The organism is Halorubrum miltondacostae, from assembly GCF_041379815.1.
GTDB lineage: Archaea > Halobacteriota > Halobacteria > Halobacteriales > Haloferacaceae > Halorubrum > Halorubrum miltondacostae.
The window spans coordinates 379365-392079 of the sequence record NZ_JBEDNY010000002.1 but is presented as its reverse complement, the minus strand read 5'-3'; the positions used below and the strand labels follow the sequence as shown (position 1 = coordinate 392079).

Here is a 12715-nt window from a genome sequence, read left to right as displayed (position 1 = left end):
GCGCGCGAAGTCGTGCGCGTTCGACTCGCGCGATCCGACGATTTAAAACGCTCACCTTGGCAACGGCCTCGTAATGAGTCTCGTCGTTACCGACACCCTGGAAGACGAGCGCGTCGAGTTCACGGCCGACGGCGACGTCACGCTGTACGTCTGCGGCCTGACGGTGTCGGACGACCCGCACCTCGGGCACGCCCGCCTGTGGTTCCACGCGGACGTGCTCCACCGCTGGCTCGACCACCTCGGCTACGACGTGCGCCACGTCGAGAACGTCACCGACGTCAACGAGAAGATCACGGCCCGCGTCGGCGAGCGCGACGACTGGGCCGCCGAGCGCGACGTGGCCGAGACGTTCACGGCGACGGTCTTCGACGCGATGCGCGGACTGAACCTCAAGCGGGCCGAGGTGTACCCCCGCGTCACCGAGCACGTGCCGGAGATCGTCGATCTCGTCGAGACGTTGATCGAGAAGGGGTACGCCTACAAGTCGAACGGCTCCGTCTACTTCGACGTGACCAGCTTCGACGAGTACGGCAAGCTCTCGAACCAGGAGGTCGACGCGCTCGAGGCGCAGGGCGAACCGGACGAGCGCTCGGAGAAGCGGAACCCGGCCGACTTCGCGCTGTGGAAGGCCGACGGCGTGAGCGAGACCGCCGCGCGCGAGCACGCGAAACACGACCACGGCGCGGAGACGCCCGACGGCGAGACGTGGGAATCGCCGTGGAGCGAGGGGCGCCCCGGGTGGCACGTCGAGTGCTCGGCGATGTCGACGACCCACCTCGGCGACACCCTCGACATCCACATGGGCGGGCGCGACCTCGTCTTCCCGCACCACGAGAACGAGATCGCGCAGTCGGAGGCGGCCACCGGCGAGGCGTTCGCCCGGCACTGGCTCCACGTCGGCCTGCTGGAGATGGACGGCGAGAAGATGTCCTCCTCGATCGGCAACTTCTGGACCGTACCGGACGCCTTAGACGAACTCGGCGTCAACGTCGTCCGCAGCTTCTACGCCGGCGCGGCCTACCGCTCCGAGCAGGCGCTCACCGAGGAGACAATCGCGGAGGCCGAGGAGCGCTGGGAACGGCTCTCGCGCACCTACGACCGCGCCGTCGCGGCGCTCGACTCGACCGACGCCCGCGCGAAGGCCGCGGACGACGACCTCCGCGACGCGGTCGAGGCCGCGCGCGACGACTTCGCGACCGCGATGAACGACGACCTCAACCTCCGGGAGGCGACCGCGGCACTGTTGGACCTCACCGACGCGGTGAACCGACACGTGGACGGAGCCGAGGACGGGTCCGCGGACGCGTACGACTACCGCGGGCTCCGGGAGGCCATCGAGGCGTTCGAGTCGCTCGGCGGCGACGTGTTGGGCCTCCAGTTCGAGTCGACGAGCGACGGGGACGTCGACCTCGCCGGCGAGCTGGTCGAGCTCGTGCTGGACGTGCGCGAGGCGGAGCGCGAGGCCGGCAACTACGAGCGCGCCGACGAGCTCCGCGACGCGCTCCGCGAGGTGGGCGTCGAGATCGAGGACGGCTCGGACGGCGCGACGTACCGGTTCGAGTGAGTGCCCATCGCCGTCGGTTTTTTGCGGTAGAGCGGCGAACGCGCGGTCGATGGCCGACGACGCCGCGCGGCGGGGACAGCGCGTGTACGACCGGTGGGCCGAGTACGGCGTCCTCTACCGCGCGGTCGACCGACTGACGCGGTCGGTCCGGAAGACGGCGGGGGTGGCGCTCGGCGTCGGCGCCGGCGACGCGGTCCTCGACCTCGGGTGTGGCCCCGGCGGGAGCCTCCCGATCCTCGCGGACGCGGTGGGGGCGGACGGGACCGTGATCGGCGTCGACTACAGCGCCGGGATGGTGCGGGCCGCGACCGAGCGCGCGAGGGCGAACCCGCCGGCCGCGGTGATCCGCGGCGATGCCGGCGGACTGCCGCTCCGCGACGACGCCGTCGACGCCGCCTTCGCGTCGCTGGCCCTGAGCGCGATGCCGGCGATCGGAGGCGTCCTCGACGAGGTCGAGCGGGTCGTCCGCCCCGGAGGTCGGCTGGTGGTCGTGGACGGACGAGCCCCGGACGGCGCGGCGGGGAGCGCGCTCCGCGCGGTCTATCGCCGGCTGGTGAACTTCCGGAACCCGGACGTGCTCGCGGTGCTCCGCCATCGGTTCGGCTCGGTCACCGTCGTCGAGTCGTTCGACGCGGGGCTGGAGTTCGTCGCCCGCGCGGACGTCGCGTGACGATGTGGGCGGTGACGCGCGGTCGGCGAGGCCCGCGCCGGTCAGTCCCAGGTCACGTACACGAGGAGGGCGATGGCGGCGAACTCGAGGATCTGGAGGTACATCATCGCCCGGACCGCCGGCGCCGACATCTGCGGCGGGTCGAGGTAGTAGAACAGCGCGAGCGCGTTTTCGGCGAGGAGCAGGAGAGCGAATACCGCCGAGCCGAGCGTGTGCTTCGAACGGATCTCGCGGTAGTTGCGCCCCCAGATGCCGACGAGGACGAGCAACAGCAGGATGTTCGTCGCCGCGGCGACTCGGGCCACGTCGAGCATCAGGGTCATGACGGGATCCCTCCGATTCTACGATCGACTGCCGCGTTCCAGGTTCGGGTCATGCTCACTCCAGTTGGTCGATGATGTCCTCGACGGTCTCCCAGTTGGCCCGGGTGCGCTCGGTCGGGAGGTACACCGCGCCGTAGTCCTGCTCGGTGCTCTCGACCACGTCGTTCTCTTCGAGCACGTCGAGGTGATGTCTGACGGTCTTGTACGCGAGGTCGAGGTCCTCGGCGAGCTGGTTGGCGTTGCGCGGGCGATCGTCGAGCGCGCGGAGCAGGCGGGCCCGGTTGGGCCCGCCTCGCGTGCCGGCCAGCACCTGCCAGAGCACCGGCTCCATCGACAGAAGGCAACGGCGGTGTGATACATAAACGCGTGGATAGCCGTATCACACCGGCGGAGGGGGCGAGCGTCGGCGGGGGCATCCTGCGGGTCGAGCTCCTACGGCTGTAACACGCCGTCGATGACGTGAATGAAGCCGTTCGAAGCCTCGATGTTCGTGTCGACGATGTCGGCCTGGTCGCTGTTGAGGTCGGTCCCGTCAACGTCGATCTTCGCGCCGTTGAGCGTCGGGAGGCTGTCGGCGTTGACGATCGACGCTGCCTTCCGGCGACCCGGGACGACGTGGTACGTGAGCACGTCGCCGAGCCCGTCGACCTCGGCCACGTTGTCGGCCGTGATCCCGGCGGCCTCGAACGCCCTGTCGGTCGGCGCGAACACCGTGAGCTGGCGGTTCCCGCTCAGCGTGTCGACGAGCCCGGCCTCTTTGACCGCGGCGACGAGCACGTCGAACCCGTCGGTAGCGACGGCCACGTCAACGATTGTGTCGCCCTGGCTCGGTGGCTCGGCCGCGGCCGCGCCGACGCCTCTCAGTACCGTCCGTCTGTTCGCGTTCATGGGATGGAACCCACGCGGACGATCGTTTCAAGATGTATTTAATTATTTTGTGAAAGAAACCCTACTCCCATATCAGAGAGGCCCAACTGTTCGTCAATGTTGCCGCTTTTCGACCGGCCTCCGCGTTCGACGGAGAGCGGCCGCAGAGGGGCCGCGAAGGAGGGACGCGGCCGACCCGACTCAGTCGAGCACGTGTTCGGTGTCGTACGAGCCGAGCACCTTGACCCACCCCTTGTCCGCGATAGCCTCGATGTCCTCAACCGCCTTCGCCATATGATCCTCGTAGAGCCCGGCGTCCACGTCGAAGTGGAACAAGTAGTCGCCGAGGCGCTCGCCGCTCGGGCGCGACTCGATCCGCGAGAGGTTGAGGTTGCGGTCGGCGAACGCCTCCAGCAGCTCTAGGAGGAGCCCGGGGTAGTTCGCGTTCGGGTAGACGATCAGCGTGGTCTTCCCGCCGGCGTCGGCCCTGGCGGACTCGGGCGCGACGACGAGGAACCGGGTCGCGTTCGACGTGCGGTCCTGGATGTCCTCGGCGAGGATCGAGAGGTCGTCGCCGGCGTTGTCCGGGTGGCCGATCCCGGCGACGCGGGCGTCCTCGCGGGCGCGCTCGACGCCGCGGGCCGTGGAGGCGACCGCTTCGAGGCCCGCGCTCGGGTGGTTCGCCTCCAGCCAGTTGCGGCACTGCGCGAGCGCCTGCGAGTGGCTCGCGACGAGCTCGAACGAGTCGTCCTGCGAGAGGAGCGCGTGGCGGATCGGCGTGACGACCTCGCGGGTGACGGAGACGTCGTAGTCGGCGAGCGCGTCGAGACTCTCCGTGACGGAGCCTTCGATGCTGTTCTCGATGGGGACAACGCCGCGCTCGAACTCGCCGTCGGCGACGGCGTCGACGATGGCGGTGACCGATTCGCGGAACGACACCTCGGCGGCGACGGCGCGCGCGGCGCGGTGCGAGTACGTGCCGGCGGGGCCCAACGTGACGGCGTTCATCACCCCACCGTTTCAGGGGAGCCGAGAAAAGCCTGCGGGGCGCGGCGATGTTTCCGGTGCGTCCGGTCGGATGCGGGCGACGAAGCGGGTCACTCCTCGTCCGGCTCGGTCGGCACGCCGCCGAGATTGCCCTCGTCGTCGAACAGCTTCGCGCGGAGGAACCGGGTGCGGTACCGGTTCGCCCCCTCCTTCGTGTCCGCCTCGCGGATCTCGTCGGTCCGGCCGTCGGCGACCGCGTCGATGATCGCCTCCACCTGCTCCTTCTCGCTCGGGGTCAGGTCGAACTCGTACGTCCGCGGCTGCTCGCTCTCCAGCCGCGTCCACTTCCGCGCGGCCGACACCACCACGGAGCAGGGCTCGCGGCAGGGGAACGCGCCGTCGCCGCCGTCGACGTCGAGGTCGGTCTCGTCGTCGTACTCCCACTCGCGGCGCTTGAGACACTGCGAGTCGTCGCAGCACGCCTCCGCGACCCAGTTGACGTGTTCGTAGCCCTCGCCGCGGTCCCACGTCTTCACGACGCCGTAGATGCCGGACTGGCGCTCCATCGTCTCGCGCCAGTGGGTCACGTCGAGCTCGCCCTCCCGCTCGCGGTGCCAGTTGGCGACGGTCGCGGGGTAGGTCGTCTCCACCGTCTCGTAGAGGTCGCGCGGGCCGAGGTCGGGGAACACCCAGCCGCCGGCGAGCGACGGAGCCGTCTTGAGCGGGCGGTACCGCCCCTGCTCGTCGAAGGTGACCAGATCGCGGGCGTCGAGCGGATCGTCGTACGCGTTCAGCTCGTCGACCGGGACGCCGGCGTCGTCGGCGTGGCGCACGTCGTAGCGGCGCTCCCCGCGGTCGGTGACCGTGGCCGTAATCCGCAGTTCGCCCCAGGCGCGCTCAATCCCCTCGGCGAGGGCGGCGTACCGGGTCGCGACGGTCTCGCCGTCCGCGTCTTCGATCCAGCGGAGGAACGCGCGGCGCGGGCCGAACTCGCCGACGACGCGCTCAAAGACGTACCAGTCGGTGACAGCGGCGGCGCGCTCCGCGAGCGCCTCGTGGAGTTCGCCCTCGCCCATCGATTCCGGCCGGTCGCCGGCGGCGAAGACGTAGCCGTCGCCCTCGTCGGGCGCGGCGCTGAACCCCTCGAACCGGACCGGCTTCCCCGGCTCGCGGTCGGCGAGCGCGTCGAGGACCGCGTCGAATGCCTCGCTCGGAAGCTCGACGTCCGGGACGGCGGGCGCGTCGTCGTCCTCAGTGGACTCGTCGTCGGCCGCGTCAGCCTCCGGGGAGGTGGGGTCGCTCACGGTCAGTCCCCCGTGGCGACGCGGGTCGTCTCGCGCACGTCGTCGAGGGCCGTCCCGAGGTCGGCGCCGGCGTCGGCGGCGCGCTCCAGGACCACGTCGGCCATGAGCGGCTCCGTCCCCACTGCGCCCGCGTACCAGATCCGCGTGCCGTCGACCGTCTCGGGCACATCGTACCCCTCGGTGTGGTCCTCACAGAGCCCCACGTCCTCCGGGATGTCCTCCTGGGTGTGGTAGCCGTCGGCGATGAAGAGGGGGACGAGGACGACGTCGTCGCTCTCGAAGTGCTCTGGCAGGTCGTCGACTTCGGGGTCCTCGTCCATGTACAGCGCCTGCACCTCGTCGAAGCGGTCGCGCTCGGCGATCCGGTCGGCGTGGTACTCGATCGCCTTCGCCGAGTTCTCGTTGCGCTCGGTGCCGTGGCCGACGACCGCGAGGCCGAACCCCTCGCCCACGTCGGCGTCGTTCGTCACGGACTCCGCGCGCCGGACGATCACGTCGGTCATCGCGCGGTGGGTCCCCACCGGCCCGCAGTAGTGGACCTCCTTGTCGATGTCCTCGGCGACGAGCGTCGCCTGGTCCGCCGAGAGGCCGTCGGAGTCCCACTCCGAGACGTCCCAGCCGGCGAGGCGGAGCTCGCGGGGGATCACCTGCTCGGTGAAGTATCCCTCCGAGATGAACAGCGGGACGACGTACACCTCGTCGCCCTCGACGGTGCGGAGCACCTCTCGGAAGTGCGGCTCCTCCTTCCAGAACCCGGTGCGGACCTCGTCGAAGGCACCGGTGGCGCGGATCGTGTCGGCGTGGTCGTACGTCGGCGCGCTCGACTCGGGATTGAGATGGGAGCCGTGCGCGACGATGACGAGCGACTGCATACCCGCACTGGGGCCGCGCCGCTCTTAGGGACTTCGGAGGCTGCGGGGCGGCGAGAACGTGGCGACGCCGGAACCCGAGTGGGGCCGGAAGGGCGGCCGTCGTCGACCGCGCGTCAGGCCGGCTCGGTCGCCGGCACCGCGTCGAGCGACGCCTCGACGACGCGGACCGCGTCCGGCCCGTCGCGTCGGCCGACGACGCAGACGAGCGCGTCCCCCGCGACCCCGGCGGCCGCGACGTCGACGTCCCGGACGGCCAGCCGGCGGAGCGCGTCGGCGAGCGCCGTGGCGTCGACATCGCCGGTCGCGACGATCGCCGTGCGGTCGCCCTCCGGGACGACCGCCGCGTCGCCGACGCGGAGGAGCGGTTCGGCGGCGTCGCCCTCGGCCGCGTCGTCGGCCGTCGAGAGCCCGACGCCGCTACGCATCGAGACGGTCGCCCCCCGCGACGCCGTCGCGTACGCGGGCAGGTCCTCGCGGAAGCGTCGGAGGGCGGCCGCGACCGCGTCCGGGTCGCCGTCGAGGGCGGCGGCCTCGACGAGCCACGCGGCCGCGGCGCTGTGGTTCAGGAGGCCGGCGCGGAGCGCGTCGAAGACGAACGGCCGCGCCTGGACCGCGGCGCGGGTGTCTGCTGCCAGCGACATGCGCGGACGTGCGCGGCGGTCCAGCAAGGCGGTTTCGGTCGCCGCCGGGACGGCCCCCGACGGAGCCGAAGAGACACGTGCGACGCGACCGTAGCGAGCGACGTGAACCACGTCCCGAACGAGGCGCTGGCCGCGATCGACGCGTTCGGCGAGGGACACCTCCGCGGCGACCCGCCGCCGGTCCGCGAGCGGCTGCGATCGGACCTCCGGGTCCGGATCGAGGTCAGCGACGACGGGCGGACCGCGCGGTGTCGGTTCGAGACGGAGTACACCCGGACGCCGCCGACGCTCCGCGACAGGGGGTCGTTCCTCGCCACCTACGTCGACGGGGTCGACGAGCGGCTCCGCGAGTGGGGCATCGAGCCCCCGCCGGCGTACGAGTACCGCGAGACGGTCGACGGCACGCACCGGTACGAGGGGACGCTGACGCTACCGTGACGCTGCGGTCCCGACGCGCGGTACCGCGGGCCGGAATTTATGCCGCCGTTGGCCGGACGGAACGGTGTGCTGCTCACGACCGCCTTCGTCTTCCACGTCGTCTCCGGCGCGCTGTGGACCGGCGCGACGCTGTACGTCGTCTACGCGACTGTGCCGCGGGCGACCGACGGGACGCTCGGCCGCGAGGCGTTCGTCGACGCCGCGCACCGCCTCCTCATGGTCACGCGCTGGACCGGAGTGGTCCTCCCCGTCACCGGCGCGTACCTGATCTGGCGGCTGTACGTGCCCCTGGATGCGCTCGTGACGACCGGTCGCGGGTGGGCCGTCCTCGCGATGCTCTCGCTGTGGGGCGTGATGAACGGACTCGTCGAGGTCGGCGTGCTCCGGATGCGTCGCGAGGTCGACCCCGACGTCGGGTGGGGCCGGTACATGGCCGAGGGGTTCCCGGTCGAGCGGCTCACCGGCGGCGCGAGCGTCCCCGGTGCCGCCCAGTTGGCGGCCGTCGTCCGCCCCTACCTGCTTGCGAGCGGGGCCTTAGCCGTCCTGCTGCTCGTCGACGCCGCCCTGCTGGCGGGCGGCGTGCCGGGGTGACCGGCCCCCGAGACCGAAGTATATAAACGGCGTCGAATGGGCTGGCTCGGACCGAGAGAGATCAATGCTAACTCTCCGCACGGATTGCGGCCGAGGCCCGTGGTGTCCGGTGGTTTCGTCGGCGCCACCGCGCCGATGACCGCGAGCGGCCGGCCGTCGCTCAACGAGACATTTATATAGAATCACAATCAATCAAACGCTGTATGAGTCAGCGAATGCAGCAGGGTCAGCCGATGATCATCATGGGCGATGACGCCCAGCGCGTCCAGGACAAGGACGCACAGGAGTACAACATCTCCGCGGCGCGCGGCGTCGCCGAGTCCGTTCGGTCGACGCTCGGACCGAAGGGGATGGACAAGATGCTCGTCAACTCGATGGGCGACGTCACCATCACCAACGACGGGGTCACCATCCTCCAAGAGATGGACATCGACAACCCGACCGCCGAGATGGTCGTCGAGGTCGCCGAGACGCAGGAGGACGAAGCCGGCGACGGGACGACCAGCGCGGTCGCCATCGCGGGCGAGCTGCTGAAGAACGCGCAGGACCTCCTCGAACAGGACATCCACCCGACGGCCGTGATCAAGGGGTTCAACCTCGCGAGCGAGTACGCCCGCGAGCAGGTCGACGAGGTCGCGACGGCGGTCGACCCCGACGACACCGAGACGCTCCGGAACGTCGCCGAGACATCCATGACCGGCAAGGGCGCCGAGCTCGACAAGGACGTGCTCGCCGACCTCGTCGTCCGCGCGGTACAGGGCGTCACGGTCGAGGCCGACGACGGCTCCCACGTTGTCGACCTGGCGAACCTGAACATCGAGACGCGCACCGGGCGCGCCGCGGGCGAGTCCCGCCTGCTCACCGGCGCGGCGATCGATAAGGACCCGGTCCACGACGACATGCCGACCGACTTCGAGTCGGCGAACGTCCTGCTCCTCAACGACCCGATTGAGGTCGAGGAGGCGGACGTCGACACCTCCGTCAACGTCGACTCGCCGGACCAGCTCCAGAAGTTCCTCGACCAGGAGGAGAAGCAGCTCCGCGAGAAGGTCGACCAGATCGTCGACTCCGGCGCCGACGTCGTCTTCTGCCAGAAGGGCATCGACGACCTCGCGCAGCACTACCTCGCGAAGGAGGGCGTGCTCGCGGTCCGCCGCACGAAGAAGTCCGACCTGACCTTCCTGAAGAACGTCCTCGGCGCGCCGATTGTCACCGACCTCGACTCCCTGACCGCGGACGACCTCGCGGTCGGCTCGGTCGAGCGCAACGACGACGAGGAGCTGTTCTACGTCGAGGGCGAGGACGCCCACGGCGTCACGCTCCTCCTGTACGGCACCACCGAACACGTGGTCGACGAGCTGGAGCGCGGCATCCAGGACGCGCTCGACGTGGTCTCGACGACCGTCTCCGACGGCCGGACCCTGCCCGGCGGCGGCGCGGTCGAGGTCGAGATCGCGCGCCGGCTGCGCGACTACGCCGACTCCGTCACCGGTCGCGAGCAGCTCGCGGTCGAGGCGTTCGCTGACTCCCTCGAACTGATCCCGCGCGTGCTCGCCGAGAACGCGGGCCTCGACGCGATCGACCTGCTGGTCGACCTCCGCGCGGCCCACGAGGCGGGCGACCAGCACGCCGGGCTCGACGTGTTCGCCGGCGAGGTCGTCGACACGGCCGAGGCGGGCGTCGTCGAGACGGCCCACGCGAAGGAGCAGGCGATCGCCTCCGCGGCCGAGGCGGCGAACCTGGTCCTGAAAATCGACGACATCATTTCGGCGGGCGACCTCTCGACGGCGGGCGGTGACGACGAGGGCGGCGCCCCCGGTGGCGGCATGGGCGGCATGGGCGGCATGGGCGGCGCTATGTGAAATCTGTCGGGGACAGATTTCCATAGGCCGTCAGGCCTCGCCTGACGCAGTCGATGTAAGCGAGGTTCCTTCGGAACCCCGAACGGCGAGCGGGGAGCGAAAGTGACCCGCGAGCCGGAAGTCGGTCGAAAACTGACTTCCACCGTTTCCACCGTCTCGTCCGACGAACGCTCCGTTTTCCCCCGTTTTGACCCCGACCAGCCGAGCGGCCGCCGGTCATGGACGAACGCGAGGGCTCGCTCGCCCGTGCGCATCGCGCACATCGGCGGCCGCACCTCTTTAGGGATCCAAGTCCTACGGAGAGGCGATGGCAGATCTAACGCTCTACGAACTCGAAGGCTGTCCGTACTGCGCGAAGGTGAAGACGAAGCTGGCCGACCTCGATCTGGAGTACGACTCGGTGATGGTCCCGCGCTCGCACAGCGATCGCACCGAGGTCGAGGAGGTCTCCGGACAGACCGGCGTGCCCGTTCTCGTCGACGAGGAGCACGGGGTCGAGGGGATGCCCGAGAGCGACGACATCGTCGAGTACCTCGAAGAGACGTACGGCGGCGCGAGCTGAGCGCCGAACGGGAGGCTATTTATCCGCCCGCGGCGAGGTGAGCCGCGTGCGACTCGTACACCGCCCCGACGCGTCGGGCGACCGGACGGAGACCGTCCTCGCGAGCGACGTCGACGTCGCCCGCTCGACGCTCGAACAGGCCCGCGGGCTGATGTTCCGGCGGTCGATCCCGGACGACTACGGGCTCGTGTTCCCGTTCGACGAGCCCGAGACGCAGTGGCTCCACATGCTGTTCGTGCCGTTCGCGATCGACGCGGTGTGGCTCGTCGACGGCGAGGTGACGGCGAAAAAGCGGCTCGCACCGTTCGTCGGGATGGGTCGCGGCCGCGCCGACACCGTCGTCGAGCTTCCGGCGGGCGCGGCGGAGTCGGTGACGGTCGGCGACGAACTGCGCCTCGTGGAGTGAGGCGAGCGGCGGGCCGGTCTCGGCGCCGACGGGCGGTCGCGTCGCCGCCGGTCGGCTCAGTCGCCCGGGGTGAACAGCTCCTGCTCATCGATCGGGGGCGCGTCGACGACGCGCAGGGACAGCTCGATCCGGCTCCCGCCGGCCTTGCTCTCGACGATGTCGAGGCTCCCGCCGCCGGCGGTGACGATCCAGTTCACGTACCAGAGACCGAGCCCACTCGCGTGGTCGAGCGGCGTCTCCTCGCCCGTGAGGACGGCGCGCTCGGCCGGCGGGATCCCCGGTCCGTCGTCGGCGACGACGAGCGAGACCCACGACTCGCTGGGCAGCTCCGCCGCCGACACGCGGACGCGCGGCTCGTCGCCGTCGTTGTGGCGGATCGCGTTGTCGACGAGTTCGGAGACCGCCTCCGGGAGGAAGGCGACCGCCGAGACCACGAGGTCGTCCGGGACCTCGACGTCGACGGCGGCCCCGTCGAAGACCGCCGGGTCGACCGATTCGAGCGCGGCGTCGACGGCGGGCGCGAGCGCGATCGGCCGCGACGACGGCCGCTGGGAGAGCAACCGCTCCACTTTCCGAGAGGTCTCGCCGAGGCGTAGCAGTCGCTCGGCGGTGTCGACGACCCGTTCGAGCTGTCCGACGAGCTCCGGGTCGTCGACGGCGTCGATGGCCTGCCCGGTGAACCCGGTGACCACGTTGAGGTCGTTCCGAAAGTTGTGCCGTAGCACGCGGGTCAACACCGCGAGCCGCTCCTCTCTGAGCGACGCTTCGGTGAGGTCCTCGCCGACGCCGACGGCGCCGACGACCCGGTCGCCGTCGGTCATCGGCCCGATAGAGAGGCGGTACGGGAGGCGCTCGCCGGAGCGGGTGAGCAACCGCGCCTCGCAGGTTGCGGCCTCACCGTCGCGATACACCCGCGAGAGCGCATCGCTGACGGCGTCCCGTGTCGCCTCGTCGAACAGCGACGTGAGCGCCCGCCCGGACAGCGACGTTGGGTCGTAACCCGAGTCGGCGGCCAGTCGGTCGTTCCACCGCGAGAGCGTCCCCTCCTCCGTACAGCGGAACAGCACGAGCGGAACGGTGTCGGCGAGCGCGTCGACGAGCCGGCGCTCCTCGTCGCGCTCGGCCTCGGCGGCGACGCGGGCGGTGGCGTCGGAGAGCCCGACGACGAGCCACTCGCTCCCGGCGATCGTCGCCGTGTGGACCGCCGCGTCGACCCGGAGCCCCGGGTCGCCGAGCCGGAGGTCCCACTCGAACCACTCGACCCCGGCGTTCGCGCCGTTGGAGTCGGGGGAACCGGGCGCGGACGCGGCGCCCCCGACATCGGCGATCGGCTCGCCGGAGACGGCGGCGTCGGTCTCGCCGAGGTCCGGGAGACCCATCAGCGTCAGCGTGCCGCGGTCGTGGCCGACGAGGTCGGCCGCCGCCGCGTTCGCGGCGCGGACGGCCAGCGTGTCCGGGTCGCAGGCGAGCGTCGGGGTCGGCACCGCTTCGACGAACGCTCGGAGGATCCCGGTCGCGGCGGCGTCGCCGCTCGACGGTGATCGGTCGTCGGCCGACGAGTCCGCGTCGCGGTCAGCCATCTGTCGGTAGTCGAGACACTCCGCGCATATGTGTTTATGGATTTATGA

Annotated in this window: 15 protein-coding genes; 7 read left to right on the top strand and 8 right to left on the bottom strand. The window is 70.8% G+C overall.

Translation table 11 applies throughout. From position 1 onward, the window contains the following. Positions 1–73: 73 nt before the first annotated feature. Entirely contained in the window at positions 74–1564 is a 1491-nt protein-coding gene (gene cysS, locus ABNG04_RS07460; RefSeq protein WP_371161397.1) for a cysteine--tRNA ligase, read from the top strand. A gap of 49 nt (positions 1565–1613) precedes the next feature. Then, positions 1614–2234, top strand: a complete 621-nt coding sequence (locus tag ABNG04_RS07455; protein WP_371161395.1) for a methyltransferase domain-containing protein — start codon at positions 1614–1616, stop codon at positions 2232–2234. Positions 2235–2275: 41 nt separating this feature from the next. Here ABNG04_RS07455 and ABNG04_RS07450 read toward each other — a convergent pair whose 3' ends face one another. The 7 genes from ABNG04_RS07450 to ABNG04_RS07420 form a co-directional block, all read right to left on the bottom strand. Further along, entirely contained in the window at positions 2276–2557 is a 282-nt protein-coding gene (locus tag ABNG04_RS07450) for a DUF8036 family membrane protein (RefSeq protein WP_371161394.1), read from the bottom strand. Between the two features lie 55 nt (positions 2558–2612). Further along, entirely contained in the window at positions 2613–2888 is a 276-nt protein-coding gene (locus ABNG04_RS07445; protein WP_371161392.1) for an ArsR/SmtB family transcription factor, read from the bottom strand. Positions 2889–2989: 101 nt separating this feature from the next. Continuing rightward, the gene (locus ABNG04_RS07440; protein WP_371161390.1) at positions 2990–3445 is read right to left on the bottom strand and encodes a fasciclin domain-containing protein; all 456 of its coding nucleotides are present in this window, start codon (positions 3443–3445) and stop codon (positions 2990–2992) included. A gap of 180 nt (positions 3446–3625) precedes the next feature. Beyond that, positions 3626–4432, bottom strand: a complete 807-nt coding sequence (gene pheA, locus ABNG04_RS07435; RefSeq protein WP_371161388.1) for a prephenate dehydratase — start codon at positions 4430–4432, stop codon at positions 3626–3628. A gap of 89 nt (positions 4433–4521) precedes the next feature. Further along, positions 4522–5715, bottom strand: coding sequence for a DR2241 family protein (locus ABNG04_RS07430; protein ID WP_371161386.1), 1194 nt, complete (start codon positions 5713–5715; stop codon positions 4522–4524). A gap of 2 nt (positions 5716–5717) precedes the next feature. Continuing rightward, entirely contained in the window at positions 5718–6587 is an 870-nt protein-coding gene (locus tag ABNG04_RS07425) for a CbiX/SirB N-terminal domain-containing protein (RefSeq protein WP_371161385.1), read from the bottom strand. 113 nt (positions 6588–6700) lie between these two features. After that, positions 6701–7228, bottom strand: coding sequence for a DUF7523 family protein (locus tag ABNG04_RS07420; RefSeq protein WP_371161383.1), 528 nt, complete (start codon positions 7226–7228; stop codon positions 6701–6703). Between the two features lie 102 nt (positions 7229–7330). Between ABNG04_RS07420 and ABNG04_RS07415 the strand changes: the two genes are divergently transcribed. The 5 genes from ABNG04_RS07415 (at position 7331) to ABNG04_RS07395 (ending at position 11087) form a co-directional block, all read left to right on the top strand. Then, positions 7331–7666 carry a hypothetical protein gene (locus ABNG04_RS07415; protein WP_371161381.1) on the top strand — a complete coding sequence of 112 codons (336 nt, stop codon included), beginning with the start codon at positions 7331–7333 and terminating at the stop codon, positions 7664–7666. Between the two features lie 66 nt (positions 7667–7732). Further along, positions 7733–8257 (top strand): copper resistance protein CopD, encoded by a 525-nt coding sequence (locus tag ABNG04_RS07410; RefSeq protein WP_371161380.1) that lies wholly within the window; start codon positions 7733–7735, stop codon positions 8255–8257. A 215-nt stretch (positions 8258–8472) separates the two neighbouring features. Further along, a complete protein-coding gene (gene thsB / locus ABNG04_RS07405; protein WP_371161956.1) occupies positions 8473–10119 on the top strand; it encodes a thermosome subunit beta in 1647 nt (548 codons plus the stop codon). Between the two features lie 307 nt (positions 10120–10426). Further along, positions 10427–10681 (top strand): glutathione S-transferase N-terminal domain-containing protein, encoded by a 255-nt coding sequence (locus ABNG04_RS07400; RefSeq protein ID WP_371161379.1) that lies wholly within the window; start codon positions 10427–10429, stop codon positions 10679–10681. A gap of 37 nt (positions 10682–10718) precedes the next feature. Further along, positions 10719–11087, top strand: a complete 369-nt coding sequence (locus ABNG04_RS07395; RefSeq protein WP_371161377.1) for a DUF192 domain-containing protein — start codon at positions 10719–10721, stop codon at positions 11085–11087. A gap of 56 nt (positions 11088–11143) precedes the next feature. On the opposite strand, the gene ABNG04_RS07390 is transcribed toward ABNG04_RS07395, so the two are convergent. Further along, entirely contained in the window at positions 11144–12667 is a 1524-nt protein-coding gene (locus tag ABNG04_RS07390) for a PAS domain-containing sensor histidine kinase (RefSeq protein ID WP_371161375.1), read from the bottom strand. Positions 12668–12715 lie beyond the last annotated feature (48 nt).